This is a genomic window from Ensifer sp. ENS09 (assembly GCF_014852425.1).
Classification (GTDB): Bacteria; Pseudomonadota; Alphaproteobacteria; order Rhizobiales; family Rhizobiaceae; genus Ensifer.
In genome coordinates this window covers 437,025-461,769 of sequence record NZ_JACVBP010000002.1, presented here as the reverse complement: position 1 = coordinate 461,769, position 24,745 = coordinate 437,025, and the positions used below count along the sequence as shown (strand labels likewise).

The window sequence follows — 24,745 nt, the reverse complement described above, 5'->3', positions numbered from 1 at the left end:
GTTCTCTCTGCCGCTCGTCCTTGGCGTGTAACGCCAACAGGGAGGCAATGACGATGCGCAAGGTGGTTGCAGGCATGCAGATGTCCATCGACGGTCTGATCGATGGGCCGGATGGCTATACGGATTGGGTTGAGTCCTGGTCGGACACGTTCGACCTCCTGCCCGAGATCGACGCCTGCGTCCTTGGGAACGGCATGTATTCGGGCTACGAGCAATATTGGACCGCGATTAAGCGCGACCCGCATGCGCCGCTGGAATTCACCGGCCAGCTTCCGACGTCCGAAGAAATCGAATATGCGGACTTCGCACTTGGCACGCCGCATTACGTCCTCTCGAAAACCCGCTCCGACGTCGAATGGGAAAACGCCAGGATCGTGCGCGACGCCTCCGAAATCGAGGCGCTCAAGCGGGCGCCGGGCCGCACCATCTATGTCGTCGGCGGCGCGCGCACGGTGTCGAGCCTGATGGATCACGGCCTGATCGACGAGCTGCGGCTCACCATCCACCCGCTCGTGGTCGGCAAGGGGAAAGCGCTGTTCGACACCGTGGCCGCGCGTCATCACGTGCAGCTCGATGACCTGAAGCGGCTGGATGGCGGCAGGGTCTGCCTGGTCTACAAGGTCGGCGGCGGAGCCTGACCGGCATCGAGGAAGCTCGCGGTGAGCCGCTTCGGCGCCTTTTCGCGCCAGGCGGCAACCAGTCGCCCGGTGAGGCTTTGGTCGTCGATCTCCGCGAGCCGCACTAGCATGGCGGGCCAGCCCTTGTAGTGATCCGTTTGAAAGTAGAGCCTTGGATCGAGCTCCAGCAGCATTTCCTTTTCTTCGAGCGCGCACATGACGACCAGCGTCTCGCCATCCTTCATGCGCACAAAACTCTTGTCCTTCACCAGCAGCGCCGGCGTGCCGTAGGACGTGCCGACCGTCACTTCGGGCAGGCCGGCGGCCTCCGCCAGCCTGACGACACGGATGAAGTTGCGCTCGAGATCGTCGCTCATCCGGCCAGCATATCACATCGCGGCTGCAAAGCCGCAGGCCCTAGAGGCGGCTGCCGGTGCACTCCGCCGTGCGAGGCCACGGCCAGCCCGGGAAGGGCAGGTCGCCGAGTTCGCGCTCATCCATCCGCTCGAGATCCGGATGCTGCAGCGGATCGCGCGCCCAGGCGAGCGGCGCATCGTCTCTTCGGTTGTCGGATGTTTTGAGCGGCGTCAGTTTCGAGAGAAGCCTAAACATGGCGGACCATCCTTTCGATGCTTGGATGATCCGCCTGTCCTGTTATCTTTTCAATTGAGAATGGCAGAGACCTCGTTTAGAAAAACTATATGAGAGATCTGAATTCCGTGCATTTGAACGGGCTGCGCGCCGTCGAGGCTGCCGGCAGGCTGGGCTCGCTGGCTGCCGCAGCCGAGGAATTGGGCGTGACCGCGGGCGCCGTCAGCCAGCAGATCGCCAAGGCGGAGGCCCAGCTTGGCCGCGTGCTGTTCGAGCGCACGCCCCGCGGCCTCGTGCCGACCGATTTCGGCCAACGCTTCCTCGCGCGCATCGGCAACGCCTTTCACGAACTGGCGGAGGCCGTGGCTTCGGCGCGTCGGCGCGACGAGTCGGTGCTGACGATCTCGGTCGCGCCGGTCTTTGCCGCCCGCTGGCTGGTCTATCGGCTGAACCGTTTTGCCGAACGCCATCCCGACATTCGCCTGCGCATCGACGCGACGACCAAGCTCGTCAATCTCGACACGTCGGACGTGGATGTCGGCATCCGCGTCGGTACGGGGGAATGGCCGGGGGTGAAGTCCGAGCCTCTTCTGCAGCAGGAGGTTTTTCCGGTCTGTTCGCCGGCGATGGCCGAAGGGCTTCGGAAGCCTGCAGATATTCTAAAACTGCCGGCCGTTATCGACGGCCATTCGATGTTCAGCTGGGAGGTGTGGCTCCGTGAAGTCGGGCTCTCGGGCGCGGAAATGAACGTGCGCCACACCTTCAACGAGGCGTCGCTGGTGCTCGATGCCGCGATCTCCGGGCAAGGGGTAATGCTCGCCTGGCAGACGCTCGCCGGTTTCGCGATCGCGCAGGGCAGCCTTGTGGTGCCGTTCGGCATCCGGGTGCCGACGGGCTTTGGCCACTACTTCGTCAGCGCGCCGTCACGGCGCGAGAGCAAGGCCGCCAAGGCGTTCAAGCGCTGGGTCCGCGACGAGGTGGAGGAGGGCATGCGCCTGCTCGACATCAAGGCGCCGCGTGTTGGCTTTAAAGCGGCGACCATGGGCTGATCGCGGGAAGGCCCCCTATTGACCGCTCCTCAGTCCGCCAGCTCTTTCAGCCGTTCTTCCATCATCGCCTTGAAGGCCGGGCGGGCATGGCAGCGGGCAAGCCAGGCCGAAACCCGCGGATGCTTTTCGAACAGCTGCGTCTGGCTCATGGCGTAGCGGAAGACCTCCGCGAGATTGAGGTCGGCGACGGTGAAGCGATCGCCGACGAGATAGTCGCGTCCGTCGAGGTGGCTTTCCATGCGGGCAAAGACTTTGTCGAGCGACGTCACGCATCTGGCGATCGTCGCCTTGCCTTCGTCGGTGTTCTCGGTCCCGTAGTCGTAGGTCAGGATGATCTCCACGGCGTGCGGCTCGACCTCGGTCGCCCCCCACATCGTCCAGTTGCCGACCAGGCCTTCCTCGGCGATATCGGCAGGCGCCAGTGGCCCGCCGTGTTTGCGCGCAAGATAGAGATTGTTGGCAAGCGATTCCGTCAGCACCACGCCCTCATCCTCGATCGCGGGGATCAGCCCCATCGGGTTGACGGCGAGGAAAGCCGGCGACTTGGTGTTGATCGGCGCATCGGCAGCCAGAGGATCGGCGACACGGCGCGCCTGGATGACTGGCACCGATTGGAAAGGGATGCCGAGCTCCCGCGCCATCCAGTAGTTGCGCGATGCGCGCGAGCGATAGACCCCATAGATCGTCAGCATGTCGATTTCCTCCCGTCCTGCGTTGTCATCTGTCTTAGGCAAGCGCCGGGGGCGACGGAAGCGGGCGGCGCTGATAGCACACATGAAATCTTTTGATGCGCCGTGCGGCGCTTTGCCGGCTTGCCTTTGCGGCCGCGGATCTTTAGCTGTCGCTGGTCGGTTTGGGGATAGATTTGGCAGGGATTTTGGGGGATCGGTTGACGAACTTGGCGGCGCGCATGCTTTGCGCGCTGGTTCTCGTCGTTTCGGCCTTGATCCAGCAGCCGGCCGCCGCCATGCCGCGGTCGCCGGATGCGACCGCCTACGTGCTCCCCGATGGCAGCCTTGCCGATCTCTGCCTCTCGGGCCACGACGATCCCGATGGAAAAGGTGGCGCGACGGGGCATGGGTGCCAGTCCTGCTGCCTGGTTGCGCCCGCCGACCTGCCGGCGCCTTACCCGGTCGCCTTGCCGTCGCAAGCCCGGACGGCTCCACTTTCCGCTCCGGCCGGCGATTTCGGCTTCGTTCGCTCGGTGCTCTTGACCGGAGCGGGGCCAAGGGCGCCACCAACGGTTTTCTCCGCCTGATACGCGCTTGAACGACAGCTGATCGGCCCATGGGCGTCACTCTTCGACGCGCGTTGCCGCGATCGGCAGTCGTCCCGATCACCAAGAGGCGAAGCCGTGCAAACGGTCCTTCCCGGAGAAAACCATGACAACCGCATCCTTCACCAGCGCCGTGGAAAGCCCCGCGGCCACAGAGCGCGGCATCTCGCTCTACCGCGCCATCTGGCGCTGGCACTTCTTTGCCGGCCTGCTCGTCATCCCCTTCATGATCAGTCTGGCGCTGACCGGTGGGCTTTATCTCTTCAACGACGAGATCGACGATACCGTTTTTGCCTACCGCAACGTCGTGCCCGCAGGCACGGAGCGGATGTCACCCTCCGCAATCGTCGCCACCGCCGTCGAGTCCGTGCCCGGCAGCGCGCCCGTCTCCTACCGCACACCGGCGGATGCGGATCGTTCCGCGCGGGTCACGGTCGGCATCGGCAAGGCCCGCATGCTGGTCTTCGTCGATCCCTATACTGGCGCCATTCTCGACCGGGTCGCGCCATCGGAGGAATTCAACCAGGTGGTCGAGGACCTGCACAGCCTCGACTATTTCGGCAAGTCGGTCGAAACGATCATCGAGATCGTTGCGGGCTTTGCCATCCTGTTGGTCTTCACCGGCATCTATCTCTGGTGGCCGCGCCAGCAGACCGGCGGTGTTCTGACCGTGCGCGGCACGCCGGCGCGTCGCGTCTTCTGGCGCGATCTCCATGCCGTGACCGGTATCGGGGCCGGCCTGCTGATCGTCTTTCTCGCCTTTTCGGGGCTTTTGTGGTCGGGCTATTGGGGTGCGACTGTCAATGGCAAGCTGACGGCGATGGGGCTCGGTTATCCGGCAGCGCTTTGGGATGAGGTTCCGACCTCCAGCAAGGTGTCGACCGACGTGCTGCCCAAGGCCAATTGGCTGATGGAGAACGCGCCGGTTCCGGCCTCCAGCGGTGCTACGGGTGAGCCGGTCGGGATCGATCGCGCCGTCGCCATCGCGGATGCTGCCGGCATGCTGCCCGGCTACGAACTGGCGATCCCGCTCGACGAGACCGGCGTCTATACGGCAGCGATCTTTCCCGCCGACCTTGCCCGGGAGCGCACGATCCATATCGATCAATATTCCGGCAAGCCGCTCGTCGACATCTCCTTTGGCGATTACCCTGCGCTCGGCAAGGCGATCGAGTGGAGCATCAACGTGCACAAGGGGCAGGAGTGGGGACGTTTCAACCAGCTGCTGATGCTGGCCGCCTGCATTTCCATCGTGCTGGTTTCCCTTTCCGCCGTCGTCATGTGGTGGAAACGCCGCCCGGCAGGGCGCATCGGCGTGCCCCCGATGCCGCCGCGGCGCAGCGTCTATGTGGGGCTGTGGCTCATGGCGATTGCCTTCGGGTTGGCGTTTCCGTTGACCGGCATTGCGATCGTCGTCATGGTGATTGCCGATCAATTGCTGATGCGCGTTGCGACGGTGCGACGGCGGCTGTCCTGAACAAACAACAAGGGGTGGCGTCGTCCACCCCTTCTATCGCCCGCTGCAACTTGGCCGTTGCAACCTCTACACGATTTTTCTACAGTTATTTAGGAAGAGCTAACTCTTGCTCGTCTAACGTGAAGTGGGGAAAGATCGACCAGCGACGCGACGAAGAGCGTCGGGAGGCCTTGCTTGGCGAAGAACACGTCCCGCAATCCGCGATATGCCGCTCTCAATGCTGGCGGCAACGAGGAAACGCGCCGCCTGATCGATGCCAGCAATCGGCTGGCCGAAGAGGTCGCGCGCATCTTTCCGAGCGAACCCGACATTGCCGACCGGCACTACTGGTTGGAGACGATGATCAACCATGTGCCCGACTACATCTACGCCAAGGATGTCGAGGGGCGGTTCCTGATCGCCAATCAGGTGACGGTTGCCGACAACGGGCTCGAAGCCTTGAAGGATATCGTCGGCAAGACTGATTTCGATCTCCATCCGCCGCAGATGGCCAAGGCGATCGCCGACATCGAGCGTCGCGTCATCGAAACCGGCGAGCCGATCTTCGGCATCGAGGAACGAGCCATCGTCAGCAAGGGCCGCGATCGCTGGCTGATGACCTCCAAGGTTCCGCTGCGCAACAAGAGCGGCAAGATCGTCGGCATCGTCGGCGTCTCGCGTGACATCTCCGACCGCAAGGCGGCCGAGCGGCTGCTCGAAGGGCAGGCGCGCCTGCTGGAAATGATCGCCAACGGCCGGCCGCTCGACGCCTTCTTCCGCGACATGATCCTCTTGATCGAAGCCTTGATGCCGGGCATCAAGGGCTCGGTGCTGCTGCTGTCGGCCGATGGCCGCTATCTCTTCCACGGCGCAGCGCCAAGCCTCGACGAGGCCTATTGCGCGACCATCCACGGCGTCGAGATCGGCCCGCGCATGGGCTCCTGCGGCACGGCCGCCTGGCGCGGCGAGCAGGTGATCGTCTCGGACATTATGATCGATCCGCTCTGGGACGATTATCGCGAGCTGGTGGTTCCCTACGGTTTCCGCGCCTGCTGGTCGACCCCGATCCATTCGCGCGAACGCAAGGTGCTCGGCACTTTTGCGCTGTACTCCGAATCGGTCGGCGTGCCCGACGACGGGCAGAAGGAGCTGATCGCGATGGCGGCGCATCTCGCCGGCATCGCGATCGAGCGCAAGCAGGCGGAAGATCGCATCAGCTTCATGGCGCACCACGACGCGCTGACCGGTCTGCCGAACCGTGCGCTGTTCGAGGAACGGGTCGCCGAGGCGCTGGAAGCCCTGCGCGGCAGCGGCCAGTGGGCCGTGCTCGCCTTCCTCGATCTCGACAATTTCAAGCTGGTCAACGATACGCTCGGCCATGCCGCCGGCGACGAACTCCTGAAGGTCACGGCCTCGCGCATGCGCGCTTCGGTGCGCAAGTCCGACATGGTCGTGCGGGTCGGCGGCGACGAATTCATCCTGCTTTTGAACGGGCTTCCCTGCGAACGCGATATCGTGCTGGCTCGGCTCGAGGATATCCGGCGCGCGATCGCTGCGCCGATGCAGATCGAGGGCCGCAGCCTGCAGGTCACCTGCAGCATGGGGGTCGCCTGTTTTCCCAATCAGGGCAAGACGGTCGGCGAATTGCTCGCCAATGCCGACATGGCGATGTACCGGGCCAAGGAGCTCGGCCGCAACAACCTGCAGGTCTTTACCGAAGAGATGGCCGCCAAGGCCCATGAGAAGCTCAAGCAGCAGGAAGAACTGCGCAAGGCTCTCGCGCGCGACGAGTTCTTCCTGCAGTTCCAGCCGCAGATGAATCTGGCGAATGGCCGCGTGTTCGCCGCCGAAGCCTTGCTGCGCTGGCGTCACCCCGAACGCGGCACGGTCTCGCCGGCCGCCTTCATTCCACTCGCCGAGGAAACCGGGCTGATCGTGCCGATCGGTGACTGGGTGTTGCGCGCCGCCTGCCGCCAGGCCAGGGCCTGGCAGGACGCCGGCCTGCCGCCGCTGATCATCAGCGTCAACGTTTCGGCGCGCCAGTTCCGCGAGCGCAACTGGGCCGCCCACGTTGCGGCAATTCTCGCAGAGACCGGGCTTGACCCGTTCTGCCTCGAATTGGAACTGACCGAGAGCCTGATCATGCAGGACGTCCCGGGCGCGATCGCCACCATGCACGAGCTGCAGGCGATCGGAGTGCATCTGGCGATCGATGATTTCGGCACCGGCTATTCGAGCCTCAGCGCGCTGAAGCGCTTTCCGGTGCGCCGCCTGAAGATCGACCGGTCCTTCGTCGCCGACATCCCGACGGATCTCGACGACAACGCCATCACCGCCGCGATCATTTCGCTGGCCCGGAACCTCGGCCTGCGTGTCATTGCAGAGGGTGTGGAAAACCAGGCCCAAGTCGAATTTCTACGCCAGAGCGGTTGCGACGAGATCCAGGGCTACTTCTTCAGCCGGCCGCTCTCGGCTCCGGATTTCGAGGCGCTCATGCTTCAGCCCCGGTTCAGTATCCACAGCGTTTGAGCCCTGCCGCCCGCGCGACGCAAGCCTCGTTCCAGCCGTAAATGCAAGCATCGCCCCAATCCGTGTGGGCTGTGCGTAGCATTTCGTTAAGCAAATTCATGCAGCACTCCTCATGCCGCACTCAAGCCCCCAGAGTTCGATGTCCTCTTCAGTCCTTTTCTCCCGTCGCCAGTTTCTTCGCACGTCCGGTGTGGCGCTCGCCTCCGCCGGTCTTGCAAGCTGCACTTCGTCGATGAACACGGATGTCTTTCGCTATGAGACGGCGCCGGTGTTCCGCAATCCAGCGGTCGAGGGACGTTTTACCGATCCGCGCGCCGAAGGCATCTATGAAAGGCAGGATGGCCCAGGGCCGGTTCCGACCGGTCTGCCGCCGCAGGGCCTCTATGTCTCGGATATCTATGCCTCGGTGAGCGACAGCGGCTATCAGGTGCCGGAGGTGCCGTTCCGTCAGATCGACGCGCGCTTCTATCGCCAGGAGGTCAGCGACCCCTTCGGCGAGCAGCCGGGCACGATCGTCGTCGATACCGGCGACCGTTACCTCTACCTGATCCAGCCGGGCGGCCGGGCGCTGCGTTACGGCGTCGGCCTCGGTCGCGAGGGTTTCGCCTGGTCCGGCCGCGGCGTCATCCAGTGGAAGCAGAAGTGGCCGCGCTGGACCCCGCCCGACAGCATGGTCGCGCGTCAGCCGCAGCTAAAACCCTATTCGGCCAAGAACGGCGGTATGGCCCCGGGCCTCAACAACCCGCTCGGTTCGCGGGCGCTCTACATCTTCCAGAACGGCCAGGACACGCTCTACCGCGTCCACGGCACGCCCGAATGGAAGTCGATCGGCAAGGCGGTCTCGTCCGGCTGCGTGCGCATGCTCAACCAGGATGTGATGGATCTCTACGATCGCGTTCGCGGCAAGGCGCCTATCCTCGTCATCTGATGACGGGCAGGGGCGGAATCCGCCCCTCTCATTAATGCGCGGCACCTTCTACGTGGAGCGGAAGGCAAGCCGGTCACTCTTCGCCCGGGCCGGCATTGAGCTGTCGCGTCAGCTGATGCAGCGTCTCGCGAATGTCTTCCGCTTGCTTCAGGCTGCATCCCGAAGCCTTGCTGATGCCCGCCAGGATGCCGAAGGCCTCGTTCTTCAGGTCCTGGCCCTTGTCCGTCAGCCGCACGATCACCTGTCGTTCGTCGCTAGGATCGCGCTGGCGGCCGACATACCCGGCTGCCTCCAGGCGTTTGAGAAGCGGCGACAACGTTCCTGAATCCAGTCCGATCTCCTCGCCGATCCGCTTGACGGTCATCTCGTCCTGTTGCCAGAGCGCCAGGAGCACGAGATATTGGGGATAGGTGAGGCCGAAACGATCGAGCAGCGGCTTGTAGGCGCGGTTGAATGCGTGCGCCGCAGAATAGACCGCAAAACACAGCTGCTTGCCGAGCGCTAGTGCTTCCTCGGGAATAGTGTCGCCATGTGCCGCCCTGTTCGCCATGCGCCATTGTCGCAAAAAGACGCCCGAAATGCAATTTGCAAAATTAATTTGCGTACAATTGAATTTTGCGCTATCTAAACCGCATTCACTCAGGAAACGCAAAGGAGACCCCGCCAATGCCCATTCTTTACCGCACCACAGCGTCCGCAACCGGTGGCCGCGCTGGCCAGGCCAAGAGCGCCGACGGCGTGCTCGACATCACGCTCACCGTTCCGAAGGAACTCGGCGGCGACGGCGCCCGCGGCACCAATCCCGAGCAGCTTTTTGCAGCCGGCTACTCGGCCTGCTTCCTCGGCGCGCTGAAATTCGTGGCCGGCAAGGAGAAAGTGAAACTTCCGGAAGACACCACGGTGACGGGAACCGTCGGCATCGGTCCGCGCGAAGATGGCACCGGCTTCGGCATCGACGCCGCACTCGAAATCTCTTCGCCGGGCGTCGACAAGGCCGTGCTCGAAGATCTCGTCCAGAAGGCGCATATCGTTTGCCCCTACAGCCATGCGACCAAGGGCAACATCGACGTGAAGCTCACCGTCGCCTGAGTTTCCTCAGATACCCTATTGAAAGAAACCCGGCGGCCTCCGCCGGGTTTCTTCTATTTCCGGCACGCTTCGTGCCGGTCTACTGTAGAACCTCGATGACCCGCCTGCTTTGCGGGTCGACCAGCACCCTTTGCTGGTTGACGACCACATAGCCGTAGGTTGGCTGCTGCGGGATCGGGTAGACCTCGACCGTGTCGGGCAGGGGCTCGCCCACCACGACGGTGCCGTCATAGGTCACCGATGGGCTGGTTTGCTGAAGGACGTAGGTTTTGACCTCGCCGGGAACGACGACCGTCGTGGTCTGAGCCAGGGCGACGCCGGAAAAGGCAAGGCTCGCTACAAAACTGGCTAGGATGATTTTCTTCATGACAGTACCTCCTGTCCCTAGCCAACGGCCCGGCGACCGATTGGTTCCCCTTCCACGGTGTTGGGCGGTGCTCGAACCGAGGCTTCGGCTGGGCGTTGCTGGAACCTATGGTCCGGCTGGGCGTTGATGAGCAGGAGGTAAAATAGGATGATCGCCAGGCCGAAAACCAGAACCTGCACACTCGCCCAGCGCGAGCTCGAATGCGCAGCCGCGTTGCGCGAGGAGTTCGAACTGCTGACGGATCTCGCCGAGCGGGCAGGGTGGCATTGGGACGAGATCGCTCTGGTTCTACTGGAGCTGACGGACGAATACGCCGCCACACAGCGCGCCGCCGTCGCGGTGAGCGGGCGTCGCCTGAGCGCAGTCACCGTCCCCAAGACGCGGCATTGATGGCGGCACGGCAGGCCGTCGGGTAATGTCACCGCGCCGTTCCGGCACCCCGCGTTGGACTTAAGCTTTCTTCAGAAATTCGGTGCGACGACGCGCCCTGATGGGGTCAGGGCGCGTGGGAATGGATGGGCCGCGTCGGCCGGCCTTGGTTAGCGCCGGCTGAGGCTGCCGAGGATGCCGCGCACCAGGGCGCGGCCAACCTGGGTCGCGACCGTGCGGGCGACCGATTTCATTGCCGCTTCGACGACCGTCTCACGTTGGTAGCCGGAGCTGCGCGGACGCGCCTGCTTGCCGGCCGGTGCCGGCTGATCGTCGTCGCCAAAGCCCGGCAGCGTCCAGCGGCTGCCGCCGGTGCTCGCCTCGCTCGTCTGCTGACCTGCCTGAGCCTGGGCTTCGGCCTGCGCGTCGGACGCCTTCTTGGCGCGTGCTGCCAGGATCTCGTAGGCCGATTCACGGTCGAAATCCTCGTCGTAAAGACCGCGGACCGGGCTGACGTCCATGACCTTCTTTCGCTCGGCCTCGGTCAGCGGGCCGACGCGCGACTGCGGCGGGCGCACCAGCGTGCGCTCGACCATCGAGGGTGCGCCCTTGCCTTCGAGCGTGGAGACGAGAGCCTCACCGGTGCCGAGATTGGTGATCACCGTGGCGCAGTCGAAATCCGGGTTCGGGCGGAAGGTGTCGGCGGCGGTCTTCACCGCCTTCTGGTCGCGCGGCGTGTAGGCGCGCAAGGCATGCTGGACGCGGTTGCCGAGCTGGCCGAGAACCGTGTCCGGCACGTCGAGCGGGTTCTGGGTGACGAAATAGACACCGACGCCCTTGGAGCGGATCAGGCGCACGACCTGTTCGACGCGCTCGATCAGTGCCTTCGGCGCGTCGTTGAAGAGCAGGTGCGCCTCGTCGAAGAAGAACACGAGCTTCGGCTTGTCCGGGTCGCCTACTTCCGGCAGTTCCTCGAACAGTTCCGACAGCAGCCAGAGCAGGAAGGTGGCGTAGAGCCGCGGGTTCATCATCAGCTTGTCGGCGGCAAGCACCGAGATCGCGCCGCGACCGTCATTGGTGGTGCGCATGATGTCGGAAATCTTCAACGCCGGCTCGCCGAAGAAATGTTCGGCACCCTGCTGTTCGAGGATCAGCAGCTCCCGCTGGATCGAGCCCACCGAGGACTTGGAGATGAAACCGAACTGGTTGGAGAGCGCGCTGGCATTGTCGCCCATGTAGTTGAGCAGCGCCTGCAGATCCTTGAGGTCGAGCAGCGGCAGTCCGCCCTCGTCGGCGATCTTGAAGGCGATGTTGAGCACGCCTTCCTGCGCGTCGGTCGCATTCATCAGCCGCGACAGCAGCAGCGGGCCCATCTCCGACATGGTGGTGCGGACGCGGTGGCCCTTTTCGCCGTAGAGATCCCAGAAGATGACCGGGAATTCCTGAAACTCGTACGGGTTTGTCGGCAGGCCGATCTGTTCGGCACGCTTCAAGATGAAATCCTTGGCCTCGCCGATCGCGCCGATGCCGGAGAGGTCGCCCTTGACGTCGGCGCAGAAGACCGGGACGCCGGCGTTGGAAAAGCCTTCGGCGAGCACCTGCAGGGTGATCGTCTTGCCGGTGCCGGTGGCGCCGGTGACCAGGCCGTGGCGGTTGCCGAACTTGAGCTCCAGGTACTCGCCCTTGTTGATCGAATCATCAGGCTTGCGGCTGGTGCCGATAAAGAGCTTGCCTTCTTCCAACATGTGGGCTTCATCTCCGTTTCATCAATGAAAGCGGGCGGTTCGCAGTGTCGCAGGGGCGCGCCGTCATCGAATTGTGCCTGGATTTCTGTTATAGGTGGTGCGGTTGCGCCCGGCAACAAGGCTGTGCCCATCCGCGACCGGAAAGCGGCGATATCGACGGGTCGATAGTCACGGCTCACGGCTTGTTATTTGATGAGCGATCATTTACCTTGACGTCAACGTCAAAAATCCAAAATGAGGGAGTTTCTCCATGAATGAACTGGTCACGCGCGTTGCTGAAAATGTCGGCATCGAGCCGGCAACGGCCGAAAAGGCTGTCGGCATGATTCTCGGCTTCCTGCAGCGCGAAGCCGCCGACGGTCCGGTTGCCCAGATGATCGAAGCGATCCCGGGCGCGTCCGAGCTGATCGCGCAGTACAACGGCGAAGGCACCGGCGGCGGCGGACTGCTCGGCGGTCTGATGTCGGCGATCGGTGGCGGCGGCGTCATGGCGCTTGGCCAGCAGCTGATGAGCCAGGGCCTCGGCATGGGTGAAATCACCGGGCTTGCCAAGGAAACCATCGCATTCGCCAAGGAGAAGGCTGGCGCCGACGTGGTCGACGAAGTCGTCGCTTCGGTTCCGGGTCTCAGCCAGTTCGTCTGATACGGGCGTCTCGACTGCAAAAACAAAACCCACCGGCATCTGCCGGTGGGTTTTTTGTTGACTGCCGCTGGTGTCAGCGTTCGGGTCTGCTTTCCCGTAGCGTCCGTTCGAGTGTGGGCGCCAGCGCGATGCAAAGAACGGCGCCGGCGCCGATGAAGACCGCCCCTGAAGCCCATCCGTAGTGTTCGATTGCGGTTCCGACCGCAACAGGGCCGATGAGCTGCCCGAAGTTGCTGCCCTGCATCAGCAGGCCCATCGCCATTGGCGCAAGCGCCGGACGCGGCGACAGGAGCGGCACCGAAGAGATCAGCGTCGCTGGGATGAGCCCGCCGATCGCGGAAAACAGGATGCAGAGCACCAGAATCAGATGTCCGCCTGACGGGCTCAGGAAAATCCAAAGGCCGGAGACGCCGGTCAAGAGTGCGGCGCTCGCGACCAGCCTGCCGCGGGCGAAACCGCGGGACAGAAGATGGCCGGCGGCCAGATTGCCGAAGACGTTCACCAGCGTGATGACGGCGCTCAGGAGGCCAACGGTTCCAAGCGAGACCTGCAGGCGCTCGATCAGCAGGATCGGCAGAAAGCTCGAAAGCGTGAAGCTCATCAGGCTGTAGAGCGAGAATAGCACGAAGAGCAGCACGGGGCCGCGGCTCGTCAGCGTTTCCGCGGCATCGTCCCTGAAGCGGGTGGTGACACGCGATGCTTGCCGGGACGGCGAAACGGCGAGGAAGATGGAGGCGAGGCTCGCAAGCGTGAGCAAGCCGTTGCTCCACCAGATCGCCTGCCAGTCGGCAAAGGCGGGCCCCGTCAGCATGGCGATCGCCATGCCCGCGGGCATGAAACAGCTCCAGAGCGCAAAGACGACATCGCGGCGCTCCTGCGTCACCAGCCGCATGAGGATGGCGGGGCCGGCGACGACGACAAGCAGAAAGCCGAAGCCCTCGATGATGCGCGACAGTAGAAGCAGCGTGAATGCTGGGCTCGCCGCGCCGGCAAAGGAACCGAACGCCAGCAGTGCCATGCCGATGCCAAGCAGGCGCCGGTCGCCGGCAGCTGTGACGAACGCGCCGGCTGCCATGCCCCCGACGACGCCAACGATGGCGAAGACGGAGGTGATCCAGCCGAGGGCAGGCAGGTTGAGCTCAAGATCGGACTGAAGCAGCGGGCCGGCAATCAGCCCCTTGCCCACCTGCATCGCCGCGACCACGCCGGCCGCAACAACGGTCATCACGCCCGACCAATCGGTTCTTTCGCGAACAAAGGCTGCGGCCATGGCCATCAGGCGATCTCCGCAACGCGGGTGCGTCCGGCAACCAGCGCTGCCGCCAGTTCCGCCACGTGGCGCCCCTGGAAGCGTGCGCCTTCCAGTTCGTTGGCGCTCGGCTGCCGGTCGCCGCCATTGCCGTCGTCGGCCAGCGTCGAGGCGCCATAGGGTGATCCGCCGGTGATTTCGTCCATGCGCATCTGGCCTTTGAAGCTGTAGGGAAGGCCGGTGATCACCATTCCGAGATGCAGCAGTACGGTATGCGTGGCGAGTATCGTCGATTCCTGGCCGCCATGCTGGCTTCCGGTCGAGGTAAAAACGCTGCCGATACGCCCGACCAGGGCATCGCGCGCCCAGATCCCACCCGCCTGGTCGAGAAAGTTCTTCATCTGGGCGGCCATGTTGCCGAACCGCGTCGGCGTGCCGATGATGATCGCGTCATAGTCGGGCAGTTCGGCGACAGTTGCCACCGGCGCATCGTGGTTGCGCTTGTAGCCGGCCTTGACGGCCACGGCTTCCGGGACGATTTCCGGCACGCGCTTGAGCGCGACGGTGGCGCCGGCGGTGCGCGCACCCTCGTCGACGGCCTTCGCCATGGTCTCGATGTGGCCGTAGGAGGAATAGTAGAGCACGAGCACCTTGGTCATTTCGGTTTCCTTTTTGTGGGCGGCATTGCCGTTCACAGAAAAGATGGGTGCTTTTCTTGATCTCTTGGAGTGATATAATTTTCATCAAGATGATCTATGGAATCGATCATGCTGGATGCGCTCACTCTCGATCAGATGCGGACCTTCGTGACCGTCGCCGAAAGCGGAAGCTTCCGGGCCGGTGCCGCCAGGCTCTCACGGGTGCAGTCGGCCGTCAGCCACGCCATCGCCAACATGGAGGCCGAACTCGGTGTCGCCCTGTTCGACCGTTCCGGCCATCGGCCGGTCCTGACGGCGGAAGGGCAGGCGCTGCTCGCCAACGCCCGCGACATCCTGCTCAGAGTGGACGCCATGCGCGCCCGGGCACGCGGGCTCGGCGAAGGCATCGAGCTTGAGCTTTCCCTGGTCGTCGATACGCTGTTTCCGATCGAGACCGTCGGCCTGGCGCTGAAGGAGATGCGGGGCGCCTATCCGGATGTGTCCATCCGGCTTGCGGTCCTGCCGCTCGGCGGGCCGGTCGATGGCCTGGTCGATCGCCGCTTCACGCTCGGCATCACCGTCGGCGAGGATTTCCGCGATCCGGCGATCGCCCGCCGGGCGCTTGCGACGGTCGAACTCGTCGCGGTCGTCGCTGCAAATCATCCCTTGGGCCTGCGCGCAGGGGGAGATGCGCTCGACACTGCCGAGCTTGCGGACCATCTGCAGATCGTCCTGTCGGATCCGTCGCATCGTACGGTCGGGCGCGACTTCGGCGTGCTCTCGCCGCAAACCTGCCGCGTCAGCAGCCAGGACACGAAACATGCGATGATCCGTTCGGGCCTGGGCTGGGGTCGGTTGCCGTTCTGGCAGGTGGAGCGCGACCTTGCCGATGGCCGGCTCGTGCGCATGCCGACGGCCGCCCTCGGCCGCAACAGCCAGGTGGGGGCCGAGGCCTATCTCGTTCACCGGATCGACGAGCCGCTCGGGCCGGCCGCCCGCGTCTTCAACGAGGCTCTCGCCCGGATCTGCGCGGAGGGCTAGCGTCGGCCGTTGAGCGCGAAGGCAAGCGTGAAGACCACCAGCACGACGCCCACGCCGATCGGGCCAGCGATCGGGTTGATAAAGTTCATCAGCGCGCCGGTCGCGCCGGAGCCAGCGGCACTGCCGGCGGCATAGGCGAGCGAAAAGGCGGCACTGCCGGCAACCAGCATGCTGCCGCGATACTCTTCCCCGAGCATGGTGAGTGCTGCCGTATAGAGCGCGAAGCTCGCCGCGCCGATGAAGGCGAAGGTCAGAAGCAGCGCCACGTCGGACGAGAGGAACGGCACGAGAAGATAGCCGGTGGCAGCGACCGCGGCAGCCGAGATCGCCACCCGGCGGCGCGGCAGCCGGTCGAGAAGCACACCGATGAAAGGCTGCGCGAGTGCCGTCGGTATCGCCAGCGCCGTGACGCTGAGCGCGGCAAATGCCTGGCTGTGGCCCGTCTTGACGAAATAGACAGGCATGGCCGAGATCGCCGCGATATCGGCAAAACCGAACATCAGCACCATGAGGATCAGGATTGGCGCCTTCTTGAAAAAGGCAAAGAGGTCACGCGTCGAGGTGGGTTCCGGCCGGGTGCGGGCGCCCATGGTCAGCAGCCCCGTGAGGAAGGCGACGAGTGCGATATAGATCGCCAAGAGGGCAAAGCCGAGACCGCCGCTGGTGCCGAGCAACGGGATCGCCAGCGGACCCGCGGCAAAGCCGCCGCACATGCCGGCGCCATAGAGGCCGGAGACGCGGCCGCGCAGCCGGTCCGGGCAGGCGATGTTCAGCCACGCTTCACCAAGCATGAAGACCATGCTGACGAAGAAACCGAGGGCAAAGCGGGCGATAAACCAGATGACGAGTTCCGACGTCGAGGCAAGTGTCGCGAGACAGATGGAACAGCCGATGAGGCTGGCGATGATCAGCTTGTCGGCCGAGGCGAGCCGCGTCAGCCGGCCGAGAATAAGCGTCGCAACACCGAGACCGGCGGCAAAGCCCATGGCATTGAGGCCGATCATGCCGGCCGAAACGCCGCGGCTCTCAAGCGAAAGCGAGATCAGCGGATAGGTGAGCCCCTGCGCCACCGAGAAGGCGGTGACACCGAGAACGACGGCGATGATCGCCGGCCAGTCGGGAGCAAAATCGCTCGCCTGCGCCTCATGCAACGACATCGCCCCCTCCCTACGATCCGTGTCCTAGAGGCGATGTCCATATCGTATCCGCCGCCGGCAGGGAATTGGCCGGCAGTGAAATGACCGAGCGGGATGAGGAAAAGTGGATGCGGTTTCCATCCGCATCCCGCCCAACCTAAGATCAGGCGGCCTTGTCCCAGGCGGGCGCGAGGCCTTCTGGGTTGACGATGCGGCCGTCCGCACGCGCAAGCGCGTGGATCTCTGCCATTTCGCCGTCGCCGAGCGCGAAGTCGAAGATCGCGAAGTTTTCCTTCAGGCGATCGATCGTCGCGGTCTTCGAAAGCGTGATCACGTCCTTCTGCTGCACCAGCCAGCGCAGCGCGACTTGCGCGGCGGTCTTGCCGTGGCGGGCGCCGATCTCCTTCAGGAGCGGATCGTTCGGCACCTTGCCGTTCGCCATCGCGTAATAGGCGGTGATCGACATGCCGTGCTTGCGGGCGGTCTGGAGCACCTTGGTCTGGTCGAGATAGGGGTGGTACTCGACCTGGTTGGTGGCAACAGGCGCGTCGCTGAGCTTCACGGCCTCTTCCATCTGCGCCGTGTTGAAGTTGCTGATGCCGATATGGCGGACCTTGCCGGCCTTGTGCACGTCATTGAGGGCGCCGATGCGCTCGGCCATCGGCACGTCGCTGCCGCCCGGCCAGTGCAGGAGCAGCAGATCGACATGGTCGGTCCTCAGCTTCTTCAGGCTTTCGTCGACCGAAGCGAGGAAGTCGCGATGGGCATATTTGTCGACCCAGACCTTGGTGGTGAGGAAGATATCGGCACGGGAGACACCGGAATTCTGGATCGCTTCGCCGACTTCGGCCTCGTTGCCGTAGATCTGTGCGGTGTCCACGTGGTGGAAGCCGAGCTTCAAGGCTTCCGGCAGAACGCGCAGCACATCGGCGCCGGGCATGCGGAAAGTGCCGAAGCCGAGCGCCGGAATGTTGGCGCCGTTGGAATTGACGGAATGCATGGTTGGTAACTCCTTGTACTTGGCATGTCATGCTTGATGCGCGCCCGGCCGCTTGGCCGGGCGAAAAAGGAATGAGGCTATAGGTGGTCCTCGGGAACGGCGGTTCAAGCCGTTTGGTAGGCCGCCCCGGTGCGACGATCAAGGGCGCCGCTAAGTAGCGTCAAAAGCAGGGCTGCGGCGACGAGCAGGGCACCGATGACGGGCGTCATGCCGAGGCCGAGCGGCGAGGCGACGATCACGCCACCGAGCCAGGCACCGACGGCGATGCCGAGGTTGAAGGCCGCGATGTTGAGCGCCGAGGCGACATCGACGGCTCCGGGACGGTGTTGCTTGGCAAGCTGTACGACATAGAGCTGCAAGCCGGGTACATTGGCAAAGGACAGGAAGCCGAGGGCTGCAAGCGTCACCAGCGTCAGCACCGGCGAGGGGGCGGTAAAGGTGAAGAGCACGAGCACGGCCGCCTGCGCCAGGAAGAGGCCGATCAGCGCCTTCACCGGGTCGCGGTTGGCGATCTTGCCGCCGGCAATGTTGCCGATGGCGATCGCGATCCCGTAGAGCACCAGGATCAGGCTGACGGCGCTTTCCGAAAAGCCGGTGATGTCCTGCAGGATCGGCGCGAGGAACGTGAAGGCGACGAAGGTGCCGCCGTAACCGAGCGCGGTCATGGCAAAGACGATCAGCAGGCGGCCGGAGCCGAGCACGCGGACCTGGTCGATGAGCTTTGCCGGCGGGGCCTTGGAGAGCGTGTTCGGCAACAGGGCCGCGATCGCGACAAGAGCGACGACGCCGAGACCGGTCACGGCCCAGAAGGTGGCGCGCCAGCCGAAGGTCTGGCCGATCCAGGTGCCGAGCGGCACGCCGGTGACGATCGCGACCGTGAGGCCCATGAACATCATAGCAATGGCCGAGGCGCGGCGGTCTTCCGGTACCAGGGCGGCGGCAATGGTCGAACCGACCGAGAAGAATACGCCATGGGCAAAGGCGGAAATGACGCGGGCGACGAGCAGCGGTTCATAGCTCGGCGACAATGCGGCGGCGGCATTGCCGACGATGAACAGCGCCATCAGGCCGATCAGCAGCGGCTTTCGCTCGATCCGCCCGGTGAGGGCGGTCAGCACCGGCGCGCCGAAGGTGACGCCGAGCGCATAGACGCTGACGATCAGGCCGGCGAGCGGCAGGGTGACATTGAGGTCGGTGGCGACAGTCGGCAGCAGGCCGACGATCACGAATTCCGTGGTTCCGATCGCATAGGCCGCGATCGTCAGCGCAAGTATGGCAATGGGCACGACGAGACCTTTCCCACCCGGCTGGGAGCACCGGGCGTATGGCTGTTGTTGAAGTCGGGCGGAATATGAGCCTTTGCACTCATCGCGATAATACGCATAATCAGACAAACGTTTGTGAATTTAGTTCAAAGGACGAGCATGGACAACCGGGCGGGTGAGATGGAGGTTTTTGTCGCCGTGTCGGAGACCCGCAGCTTTTCTGCTGCGGCGCGTCGTCTGAAACTGTCGCCGTCGGCGGTCAGCAAGCTGGTGACCCGCATCGAGGATCGGCTCGGCACGCGTCTTCTCGTGCGCTCGACCCGCACCTTGCAGCTCACACCGGAGGGCGAAGTCTATTTCCAGCGGGCGCAACGGATCCTCGGAGATATTGCCGAGACCGAGCATGTCGTTGCCGCCGGCGGACGCATGGCGCCGCGCGGGCTCTTGCGGGTGAACGCCGCCGTCGGTTTCGGCGAGCGCTACATCATGCCGCTCGCGCCGGAGTTCCTGGCGCGATACCCGGAAGTCCAGCTCGACCTGACGCTGACCGATAGCATGATCGATGTGGTGGGCGAACGCACGGACGTGGCGATCCGCACCGGACCGCTGCGTGATTCATCCCTGAAGGCGCGCAAGCTGATGGAAACCCGGCCGGTGGTGATCGCCTCGCCCGCCTACCTGGAAAAGCACGGGATCCCGAAAACCCCTGACGATCTCGACGGCCACAACTGCATTCGTTTCAATTTCCGCCGAAGCGTCGACGAATGGGCGTTTCGCATGCCCGGTCAGTCTCAGGTCGCGCACCGAACGGTCTCCGGCAATATGCAGGTTTCGAGCGGCTCGATCGTCCGACAGCTCTGCCTTGCCGGGGTCGGCATCGGCCGGATCGGCCGGTTTCATGTCGAGCCGGATTTCGGGGCCGGAACGCTGGTTCCGCTGCTCGAGGACTATCAGTCGGGTGATATCGAGACGGTCTACGCCGTCTATGCCGGCCACGAGCATCTCGCGGCCCGCATCCGCGCCTTCATCGATTTTCTCGCCGAGCGCATGTAAGCGCTTGGTGAGCAGACGAAGTCAGGCCGCCTTGACCGCCAGGATGAAGAACCGCGGAAAACGCAGGAGCACCTTGCCGTCGCTCGTCGCCGGATAGGCTGCGCGTATCCTGCCGGTGTAGTCGGCGAGAAAGCCGCTCCGCCGGCCCTCGGGCAGGGCGTCGAGATAGGGTCTAAGGCCGGTCCCTTTCACCCATTCGACGATCGCCTCCGCATTGGCGAGGCGATGATAGTAGATCGTGTGCCAAACCTCGATACGCGCGGCCCATGGCGCCAGGCATTCGACATAGGTTGCCGGCGGCGGCATCGGGTTGCGGCGGATGGTCTTGCCGGCAAAGGCCTCAGCGAAAGCCGGGCTGCGCGCGGTCTCTTCCATCAGCACGTGGCTCGGCTCTGCGAGATTGTCCGGCATCTGCACCGCGAGCGTGCCGCAGGAGGCGAGCGCCTTCATCAGCCTTTCGAAGATCGTGAGATGGTTCGGAAGCCATTGGAAGACGGCGTTGCCGTAAAACAGCGAGGCGCCGGTGGGGGGAACCCAGGTCGCAAGATCCGCCTTTTCGAAGGATACTCCGGGCAATCGCTTGGCGGCGGCAACGAGCATGTTCTCGTCGCTGTCGAGGCCTGAAAGTGTGCTCCAGGGAAACCGGTCGCGGATGAGTTCGGTGGAGTTTCCCGGGCCGCAGCCGAGATCGAAGGCGAGGCCTTCCGGCAGGTCGGGCACTTGGGCGAGAAGGTCTCTGGCTGGTCGAGTACGTTCGTCTTCGAACTTCAGATACTGCGCGGGCGACCAGGCCATCGGGAACTCCTTCAGATACCGAATTGCAGACTTTCGAGAGAGGGCAGGATCAAGGCAGGCCCGTGATCGCGATATTCGTCCGGCATGTCCGCCCTATTGATCCACACGGTGCGGAAGCCGAACTTCGTTGCCCCGGCAATGTCCCAGCGGTTAGACGACTGGAACGACACGGCGTGCGGGTAGAGCCTGTAGCTGGTGGTGACGAGATCGTAGACGGCAGGCGCCGTCTTGAACGCCTTGACCGCGTCGACCGAAAAGACGTCGTCGATGACGATATCGAGTGCGGCGTTGCGCACGGCTGACGCGAGCATGGCCGGCGAACCGTTGGAGAGGATGGCGATCCGCGCCCCGCGCTCCTTGAGGCCTTTCAGAACTGCCGGCACTTCCGGATAGCAATCGAGCGTCCAGTAAGCGTCCAGCAACCGCTTGCGCAGCTTCGGGTCGGCGGAGGGAAAGCGCGCGAAGGCAAAGTCGAGCGCCTGTTCGGTCAGCTTCCAGAAATCCTGGTAGCTGCCCATCAGCGAGCGTACCCAAGAATATTCGAGTTGCTTGGCGCGCCAGAGTTCGGAAAAAGCCTGCCCGTCCGGACCGATCTCCTCAGCGTGGCGCCTGACGGCCGCATGCACGTCGAAGAGCGTGCCGTAGGCGTCAAACACATAGGCCGCGTGGGACATCGTTTCCTCCCGTCTGTTGTCTTCGGCGCTGGCCGACAGGGCACATATGCCGCGTCAAAGCCCATCCAAAAACAAAGGCTTACAGCATCATGCCCGATCGGGCAGCACGCTGTCACCGTTCTTTACGCGGATCATGTCAAATATTTGTGCATCGCACAACGGTTGGCCGATCGAAGGCAGGCTTCCTGCCTCAGGCTTTGGCCGGTTTCCAGACTTTCGCCGGGAAGCGCAGCGCCTGCTTGGCGAGTTTGCCCTTGAGCCCGAGCGCCGTGTCGCAAAGGTTGACCACATGCCGGTTCGGCTTGGCCTCCGGTCGCAACGCATGCAGGGCTGCGGCCGCGTCTTCCGGCGGCATGTAGCGCGCCAGAATTCCGAGCGTCAGCGCCGTCGCGCGGCCGATGCCGCGCAGGCAATGGATGAGCAGATGCGCGTCCTCGGGCAGACGGTCGACGAAAGCGAAGGCGGCGTCGATCGCCTGCGGGCGTGCCGCATCCGGCTCGTCTGGATCGGTCGTGTCGCCGAAAAACAGTTCCAGGTGCTTTTCCGGCGGCAGCTCGATCATCGACAGAAGCCGGCTGCCGGGCGCACGGATGGAGATCAGGTGCGTCGGCGCCCAGATCGCGCGATTGTGCCGCGCTTCGGTCTGCGAGCTGACGATGACCCGGATCGGCCAGCCGGACGGATGCGCCGGATTGGAATTGAGGATGGGATGGTAAAGTTCATCCGCAGTAACGGCTGCCGCAAGCGCCATGGCAGGACCTCGCTCGTGATTCTTCAGCGCGGATTTTGCCCTGAAACCCGTCCGGGCTTAAGGGTAAAAACTTGGCGAGAGGCGAAAAGCTGTGGCCGGAGCGGGATCAGCCCGGATGGATGTAGCGCTTCGACCAGCGCGACGGCACCAGAATGGTGGCCAGCGTGAGCCCGGCGCTAAGCGCGAAGGAAGCCCAAAGAGACGCCGGGCCGAAATGGCGCTGCAGGACGGCGCCGGCGACAGCGCCAGAGAACATGCCAAGCCACGGCACGATCTGCATGAGCCATTGGCGGTTGGTGTTGCCGAGCAGCCAGCGGCCCAGGCCGCGCCCGAAACGGGAAAGGGCACCAGTCACGTAGGTGAGCCCGATCGGCAGGCCCTCGATGTGCTCGACGGCGGCATTGACCAGGCCCATGGCAAGCACGATGCCGTAGAAATAGAAGGGCTTTGGCATCGAGGTTCCGAAGCCGGCGCAGAGCATTAGCACCAAACTGACCATCGAGAGGACGCCGACGACGCCGAGGCGTGCGGCCGCAATCACGCCGAGCGCGTTGCCGATGATGAACGCTCCAAGCGCGCCGACGAGCAGCAGGGCGCCGGTGAGGTCGCCGTCGCCGAGCGCGATCGCCGCCCGCGTCGTGTTGCCGCTCATGAACGAAACGAAGTCGCCGATGCTCAAGAGCCCGATCGCGTCGGTCATCCCGGCGAGAAACGAGATCGTCGCGGCGACGGCCAGCGCCGTGCCGGTGCGCTGCCGCTTGATCAGTCTTCGCCGTCTCGCAATGGTCATCTGCCTTGCCCCCGATTGGAGGCAAGGCTAGCGCATGCGGATGGTGAGTCGGAATGGGCGGTCATCATATTGCCTGCCGGCTGCGGCGCTCACGGCTTGCCGTGGCCGTCAGAAGCGCGTGATGACGCTGATGCCGAGATCGGTGGCGCGGTCAATGGCGACGAGGGCAGGGATCGCCTCTTCAAGAGAAATTTCCCGGCCGATCAGTTGCTGCGGCTCCAGCTTGCCGTCGGCGATCATCGCCAGCATGGCGTCGTAGCGCCAGGCCTGCATGCCGTGGCTGCCATAGATTTCGAGTTCGTGGCCGATCACCTGCGCCATCGGGATCTGCGGCGTCGCCTGGTCGCCGAGCATCAGGCCAACCTGGACGTGGCGGCCGCGCCGGCGCAAGTTCTTGATCGAGTTGAAGCAGGTCACCGGATTGCCGAGCGCGTCGATCGAGACATGGGCGCCACCGCCGGTGATATCCTTCACAGCCGCTGCCACGTCCTGCACGTCACGGCCATTGATGACAGCGACCGCGCCGAGTTTTTTGGCGAAGGCGAGCTTGTCTTCGGCGATGTCGATCGCGATCGGCTGGGCGCCGAGGGCCGCCGCGATCATGATTGCCGAGAGGCCGACGCCGCCGCAGCCATGCACCGCCACCCACTCGCCGCCCTTGACCTTGGCCTGGTCGGCGATGGCGCGGAACGACGTTGCGAAGCGGCAGCCGAGGCTCGCAGCCGTGGTGAAGTCCATGCTTTCAGGCAGATGCACGAGGTTCTGGTCGGCAAAGTCGAGCGCGACATATTCGGCAAACGAGCCCCAATGGGTAAAGCCCGGCTGGAACTGCGCCTCGCAGACCTGCTGGTTTCCCGAGCGGCACTCGCCGCAGCGGCCGCATCCGGAAACGAAGGGCACGGTCACCCGATCGCCGACCTTGTAGCGCATGACGCCGCGGCCGGCAGCGGTCACCACGCCAGCCAGCTCATGGCCGGGCACATGCGGCAGGCGGATATCGGCGTCATGGCCCATCCAGCCGTGCCAGTCGGACCGGCAAAGCCCTGTTGCCTCGACCTTGATGACCACGCCGTTCTCCGTCGGTGTCGGATCGGGAAGGGTACGGATTTCCGGCATCTTTTCGAAGGCCTCGTAATACATGGCTTTCATCGGGTCGCTCCTTGCAATGTCTCAATGGGTGGGGCGCGGCCGTCGATGTGGCGCGCCATCAGAAATTCGTCGACCTCCCGGTCGCCGTCGCGCATGCCGCCGGGAACGTGCCCGATCTTGTAGAAACCCGCACGTTCATAAAAGCGGATCGCCGTCGGATTGTCGGCACGCACCACGAGTTCGAGCAGTCGGATGCCGGCCGAGCGCGCATGGTCGGTCAGTTGCGCAAGCAGCTGTCGCGCCACGCCGGACCCGCGGGCCTCGTCGCGCACATAGACCATGATGATCGTGCCCCGATGCGCCAGCCGGCTCGCACGCTCGCGCATCAGGCCCATGATGCCGACCGGCTCATCGCTGTCGAAGGCCACGAATACGGCGTTGGCGGTCAGCCGCGTCCGCCATTCCTCCGTTGAAAGCCGCTCCCAGTCGGCCGCCGTCGAGGCGAAGGCATCGGGGTCGCGGTTGAGCGCTTCCAGCCTGATGCGGCGGAAGATGTCCACGTCGTCTGCGTCGAGATGCTTGATGCGCACGGCTTTCCCTTTCTT

General features: G+C 64.2%; 28 protein-coding genes. 11 read left to right on the top strand and 17 right to left on the bottom strand.

Annotated features, from left to right (window positions below; translation table 11 throughout):
• Window positions 1–47: 47 nt before the first annotated feature.
• On the top strand, window positions 48–638 hold the full coding sequence (locus IB267_RS10430; RefSeq protein ID WP_246810611.1) for a dihydrofolate reductase family protein: 591 nt from the start codon (window positions 48–50) through the stop codon (window positions 636–638).
• On the opposite strand, the gene IB267_RS10425 is transcribed toward IB267_RS10430, so the two are convergent.
• Window positions 614–994 carry an MmcQ/YjbR family DNA-binding protein gene (locus IB267_RS10425; protein ID WP_192447526.1) on the bottom strand — a complete coding sequence of 127 codons (381 nt, stop codon included), beginning with the start codon at window positions 992–994 and terminating at the stop codon, window positions 614–616. The genes IB267_RS10430 and IB267_RS10425 overlap by 25 nt on opposite strands.
• A 40-nt stretch (window positions 995–1,034) precedes the next feature.
• Window positions 1,035–1,229 (bottom strand): hypothetical protein, encoded by a 195-nt coding sequence (locus IB267_RS10420; RefSeq protein ID WP_192447525.1) that lies wholly within the window; start codon window positions 1,227–1,229, stop codon window positions 1,035–1,037.
• Window positions 1,230–1,318: 89 nt separating this feature from the next.
• Between IB267_RS10420 and IB267_RS10415 the strand changes: the two genes are divergently transcribed.
• Window positions 1,319–2,257, top strand: a complete 939-nt coding sequence (locus IB267_RS10415) for a LysR substrate-binding domain-containing protein (protein WP_192447524.1) — start codon at window positions 1,319–1,321, stop codon at window positions 2,255–2,257.
• Between the two features lie 29 nt (window positions 2,258–2,286).
• Here the strand turns inward: IB267_RS10415 and IB267_RS10410 are convergent, their stop codons facing one another.
• Complete coding sequence (locus IB267_RS10410) at window positions 2,287–2,949, bottom strand: glutathione S-transferase family protein (RefSeq protein WP_192447523.1); 663 nt, start codon at window positions 2,947–2,949, stop codon at window positions 2,287–2,289.
• Window positions 2,950–3,146: 197 nt separating this feature from the next.
• On the opposite strand from IB267_RS10410, the gene IB267_RS10405 reads away from it, so the two are divergent.
• From IB267_RS10405 to IB267_RS10390, 4 genes are all read left to right on the top strand, one after another.
• Complete coding sequence (locus IB267_RS10405) at window positions 3,147–3,515, top strand: hypothetical protein (RefSeq protein ID WP_192447522.1); 369 nt, start codon at window positions 3,147–3,149, stop codon at window positions 3,513–3,515.
• 124 nt (window positions 3,516–3,639) lie between these two features.
• Window positions 3,640–5,010 (top strand): PepSY domain-containing protein, encoded by a 1,371-nt coding sequence (locus IB267_RS10400; protein ID WP_192447521.1) that lies wholly within the window; start codon window positions 3,640–3,642, stop codon window positions 5,008–5,010.
• Window positions 5,011–5,184: 174 nt separating this feature from the next.
• Window positions 5,185–7,518, top strand: coding sequence for a bifunctional diguanylate cyclase/phosphodiesterase (locus tag IB267_RS10395; RefSeq protein ID WP_192447520.1), 2,334 nt, complete (start codon window positions 5,185–5,187; stop codon window positions 7,516–7,518).
• Window positions 7,519–7,657: 139 nt separating this feature from the next.
• Window positions 7,658–8,446: a L,D-transpeptidase family protein gene (locus IB267_RS10390; RefSeq protein WP_043610966.1), complete on the top strand. Its 789-nt coding sequence runs from the start codon at window positions 7,658–7,660 to the stop codon at window positions 8,444–8,446.
• A 73-nt stretch (window positions 8,447–8,519) separates the two neighbouring features.
• Here the strand turns inward: IB267_RS10390 and IB267_RS10385 are convergent, their stop codons facing one another.
• Window positions 8,520–8,996 carry a MarR family winged helix-turn-helix transcriptional regulator gene (locus IB267_RS10385; protein ID WP_192447519.1) on the bottom strand — a complete coding sequence of 159 codons (477 nt, stop codon included), beginning with the start codon at window positions 8,994–8,996 and terminating at the stop codon, window positions 8,520–8,522.
• A 116-nt stretch (window positions 8,997–9,112) separates the two neighbouring features.
• Here IB267_RS10385 and IB267_RS10380 point away from each other — a divergent pair, with 116 nt between their 5' ends.
• Window positions 9,113–9,535: an organic hydroperoxide resistance protein gene (locus IB267_RS10380; protein ID WP_192447518.1), complete on the top strand. Its 423-nt coding sequence runs from the start codon at window positions 9,113–9,115 to the stop codon at window positions 9,533–9,535.
• Window positions 9,536–9,614: 79 nt separating this feature from the next.
• Here the strand turns inward: IB267_RS10380 and IB267_RS10375 are convergent, their stop codons facing one another.
• Window positions 9,615–9,902, bottom strand: coding sequence for a DUF1236 domain-containing protein (locus tag IB267_RS10375; protein ID WP_192447517.1), 288 nt, complete (start codon window positions 9,900–9,902; stop codon window positions 9,615–9,617).
• Window positions 9,903–10,049: 147 nt separating this feature from the next.
• Between IB267_RS10375 and IB267_RS10370 the strand changes: the two genes are divergently transcribed.
• A complete protein-coding gene (locus IB267_RS10370; RefSeq protein ID WP_192447516.1) occupies window positions 10,050–10,292 on the top strand; it encodes a hypothetical protein in 243 nt (80 codons plus the stop codon).
• Between the two features lie 149 nt (window positions 10,293–10,441).
• On the opposite strand, the gene IB267_RS10365 is transcribed toward IB267_RS10370, so the two are convergent.
• Window positions 10,442–12,016, bottom strand: a complete 1,575-nt coding sequence (locus IB267_RS10365; RefSeq protein WP_192447515.1) for a helicase HerA-like C-terminal domain-containing protein — start codon at window positions 12,014–12,016, stop codon at window positions 10,442–10,444.
• 250 nt (window positions 12,017–12,266) lie between these two features.
• On the opposite strand from IB267_RS10365, the gene IB267_RS10360 reads away from it, so the two are divergent.
• On the top strand, window positions 12,267–12,659 hold the full coding sequence (locus IB267_RS10360; protein WP_034789243.1) for a hypothetical protein: 393 nt from the start codon (window positions 12,267–12,269) through the stop codon (window positions 12,657–12,659).
• A gap of 73 nt (window positions 12,660–12,732) precedes the next feature.
• On the opposite strand, the gene IB267_RS10355 is transcribed toward IB267_RS10360, so the two are convergent.
• Together IB267_RS10355 and wrbA are read right to left on the bottom strand one after the other, a co-directional pair.
• Window positions 12,733–13,935 (bottom strand): CynX/NimT family MFS transporter, encoded by a 1,203-nt coding sequence (locus IB267_RS10355; protein WP_210335820.1) that lies wholly within the window; start codon window positions 13,933–13,935, stop codon window positions 12,733–12,735.
• Window positions 13,935–14,567, bottom strand: a complete 633-nt coding sequence (gene wrbA, locus IB267_RS10350; RefSeq protein ID WP_192447514.1) for an NAD(P)H:quinone oxidoreductase — start codon at window positions 14,565–14,567, stop codon at window positions 13,935–13,937. The genes IB267_RS10355 and wrbA overlap by 1 nt, the downstream gene beginning before the upstream one ends.
• 108 nt (window positions 14,568–14,675) lie before the next feature.
• Between wrbA and IB267_RS10345 the strand changes: the two genes are divergently transcribed.
• Window positions 14,676–15,587: a LysR family transcriptional regulator gene (locus IB267_RS10345; RefSeq protein WP_192447513.1), complete on the top strand. Its 912-nt coding sequence runs from the start codon at window positions 14,676–14,678 to the stop codon at window positions 15,585–15,587.
• On the opposite strand, the gene IB267_RS10340 is transcribed toward IB267_RS10345, so the two are convergent.
• From IB267_RS10340 to IB267_RS10330, 3 genes are all read right to left on the bottom strand, one after another.
• The gene (locus tag IB267_RS10340) at window positions 15,584–16,744 is read right to left on the bottom strand and encodes an MFS transporter (RefSeq protein WP_192447512.1); all 1,161 of its coding nucleotides are present in this window, start codon (window positions 16,742–16,744) and stop codon (window positions 15,584–15,586) included. The genes IB267_RS10345 and IB267_RS10340 overlap by 4 nt on opposite strands.
• A gap of 142 nt (window positions 16,745–16,886) precedes the next feature.
• Window positions 16,887–17,723 carry an aldo/keto reductase gene (locus tag IB267_RS10335; RefSeq protein ID WP_192447511.1) on the bottom strand — a complete coding sequence of 279 codons (837 nt, stop codon included), beginning with the start codon at window positions 17,721–17,723 and terminating at the stop codon, window positions 16,887–16,889.
• 104 nt (window positions 17,724–17,827) lie between these two features.
• Complete coding sequence (locus IB267_RS10330) at window positions 17,828–19,009, bottom strand: MFS transporter (protein WP_192447510.1); 1,182 nt, start codon at window positions 19,007–19,009, stop codon at window positions 17,828–17,830.
• Window positions 19,010–19,147: 138 nt separating this feature from the next.
• On the opposite strand from IB267_RS10330, the gene IB267_RS10325 reads away from it, so the two are divergent.
• Window positions 19,148–20,041 carry a LysR family transcriptional regulator gene (locus IB267_RS10325; protein ID WP_192447509.1) on the top strand — a complete coding sequence of 298 codons (894 nt, stop codon included), beginning with the start codon at window positions 19,148–19,150 and terminating at the stop codon, window positions 20,039–20,041.
• Window positions 20,042–20,062: 21 nt separating this feature from the next.
• Here IB267_RS10325 and tam read toward each other — a convergent pair whose 3' ends face one another.
• The 6 genes from tam to IB267_RS10295 form a co-directional block, all read right to left on the bottom strand.
• Entirely contained in the window at window positions 20,063–20,836 is a 774-nt protein-coding gene (gene tam / locus IB267_RS10320; RefSeq protein WP_192447508.1) for a trans-aconitate 2-methyltransferase, read from the bottom strand.
• Window positions 20,837–20,847: 11 nt separating this feature from the next.
• Window positions 20,848–21,510, bottom strand: a complete 663-nt coding sequence (locus tag IB267_RS10315) for a haloacid dehalogenase type II (RefSeq protein ID WP_034789254.1) — start codon at window positions 21,508–21,510, stop codon at window positions 20,848–20,850.
• A gap of 190 nt (window positions 21,511–21,700) precedes the next feature.
• Window positions 21,701–22,261 (bottom strand): phosphatase, encoded by a 561-nt coding sequence (locus IB267_RS10310; protein ID WP_192447507.1) that lies wholly within the window; start codon window positions 22,259–22,261, stop codon window positions 21,701–21,703.
• A 106-nt stretch (window positions 22,262–22,367) separates the two neighbouring features.
• On the bottom strand, window positions 22,368–23,051 hold the full coding sequence (locus IB267_RS10305; protein WP_134886146.1) for a YoaK family protein: 684 nt from the start codon (window positions 23,049–23,051) through the stop codon (window positions 22,368–22,370).
• A 108-nt stretch (window positions 23,052–23,159) separates the two neighbouring features.
• A complete protein-coding gene (locus IB267_RS10300) occupies window positions 23,160–24,200 on the bottom strand; it encodes a zinc-dependent alcohol dehydrogenase family protein (RefSeq protein WP_192447506.1) in 1,041 nt (346 codons plus the stop codon).
• Window positions 24,197–24,730 carry a GNAT family N-acetyltransferase gene (locus IB267_RS10295; protein WP_192447505.1) on the bottom strand — a complete coding sequence of 178 codons (534 nt, stop codon included), beginning with the start codon at window positions 24,728–24,730 and terminating at the stop codon, window positions 24,197–24,199. Before IB267_RS10295 ends, IB267_RS10300 begins: the two co-directional genes overlap by 4 nt.
• Window positions 24,731–24,745 lie beyond the last annotated feature (15 nt).

What these genes read in the sequence shown, in the direction of transcription:
- IB267_RS10305 (WP_134886146.1), bottom strand. Translation starts at nt 23,051, where the DNA reads ATGACCATTGCGAGACGGCGAAGACTGATCAAGCGGCAGCGCACCGGC.
- IB267_RS10300 (WP_192447506.1), bottom strand. Translation starts at nt 24,200, where the DNA reads ATGAAAGCCATGTATTACGAGGCCTTCGAAAAGATGCCGGAAATCCGT.
- IB267_RS10340 (WP_192447512.1), bottom strand. Translation starts at nt 16,744, where the DNA reads ATGTCGTTGCATGAGGCGCAGGCGAGCGATTTTGCTCCCGACTGGCCG.
- IB267_RS10325 (WP_192447509.1), top strand. Translation starts at nt 19,148, where the DNA reads ATGGACAACCGGGCGGGTGAGATGGAGGTTTTTGTCGCCGTGTCGGAG.
- IB267_RS10345 (WP_192447513.1), top strand. Translation starts at nt 14,676, where the DNA reads ATGCTGGATGCGCTCACTCTCGATCAGATGCGGACCTTCGTGACCGTC.
- IB267_RS10400 (WP_192447521.1), top strand. Translation starts at nt 3,640, where the DNA reads ATGACAACCGCATCCTTCACCAGCGCCGTGGAAAGCCCCGCGGCCACA.
- IB267_RS10430 (WP_246810611.1), top strand. Translation starts at nt 48, where the DNA reads ATGACGATGCGCAAGGTGGTTGCAGGCATGCAGATGTCCATCGACGGT.
- IB267_RS10410 (WP_192447523.1), bottom strand. Translation starts at nt 2,949, where the DNA reads ATGCTGACGATCTATGGGGTCTATCGCTCGCGCGCATCGCGCAACTAC.
- IB267_RS10420 (WP_192447525.1), bottom strand. Translation starts at nt 1,229, where the DNA reads ATGTTTAGGCTTCTCTCGAAACTGACGCCGCTCAAAACATCCGACAAC.
- IB267_RS10385 (WP_192447519.1), bottom strand. Translation starts at nt 8,996, where the DNA reads ATGGCGAACAGGGCGGCACATGGCGACACTATTCCCGAGGAAGCACTA.
- IB267_RS10335 (WP_192447511.1), bottom strand. Translation starts at nt 17,723, where the DNA reads ATGCATTCCGTCAATTCCAACGGCGCCAACATTCCGGCGCTCGGCTTC.
- IB267_RS10375 (WP_192447517.1), bottom strand. Translation starts at nt 9,902, where the DNA reads ATGAAGAAAATCATCCTAGCCAGTTTTGTAGCGAGCCTTGCCTTTTCC.
- IB267_RS10315 (WP_034789254.1), bottom strand. Translation starts at nt 21,510, where the DNA reads ATGTCCCACGCGGCCTATGTGTTTGACGCCTACGGCACGCTCTTCGAC.
- IB267_RS10355 (WP_210335820.1), bottom strand. Translation starts at nt 13,935, where the DNA reads ATGGCCATGGCCGCAGCCTTTGTTCGCGAAAGAACCGATTGGTCGGGC.
- tam (WP_192447508.1), bottom strand. Translation starts at nt 20,836, where the DNA reads ATGGCCTGGTCGCCCGCGCAGTATCTGAAGTTCGAAGACGAACGTACT.
- IB267_RS10390 (WP_043610966.1), top strand. Translation starts at nt 7,658, where the DNA reads ATGTCCTCTTCAGTCCTTTTCTCCCGTCGCCAGTTTCTTCGCACGTCC.
- IB267_RS10310 (WP_192447507.1), bottom strand. Translation starts at nt 22,261, where the DNA reads ATGGCGCTTGCGGCAGCCGTTACTGCGGATGAACTTTACCATCCCATC.
- IB267_RS10365 (WP_192447515.1), bottom strand. Translation starts at nt 12,016, where the DNA reads ATGTTGGAAGAAGGCAAGCTCTTTATCGGCACCAGCCGCAAGCCTGAT.
- IB267_RS10380 (WP_192447518.1), top strand. Translation starts at nt 9,113, where the DNA reads ATGCCCATTCTTTACCGCACCACAGCGTCCGCAACCGGTGGCCGCGCT.
- IB267_RS10360 (WP_034789243.1), top strand. Translation starts at nt 12,267, where the DNA reads ATGAATGAACTGGTCACGCGCGTTGCTGAAAATGTCGGCATCGAGCCG.
- IB267_RS10370 (WP_192447516.1), top strand. Translation starts at nt 10,050, where the DNA reads ATGATCGCCAGGCCGAAAACCAGAACCTGCACACTCGCCCAGCGCGAG.
- wrbA (WP_192447514.1), bottom strand. Translation starts at nt 14,567, where the DNA reads ATGACCAAGGTGCTCGTGCTCTACTATTCCTCCTACGGCCACATCGAG.
- IB267_RS10415 (WP_192447524.1), top strand. Translation starts at nt 1,319, where the DNA reads ATGAGAGATCTGAATTCCGTGCATTTGAACGGGCTGCGCGCCGTCGAG.
- IB267_RS10425 (WP_192447526.1), bottom strand. Translation starts at nt 994, where the DNA reads ATGAGCGACGATCTCGAGCGCAACTTCATCCGTGTCGTCAGGCTGGCG.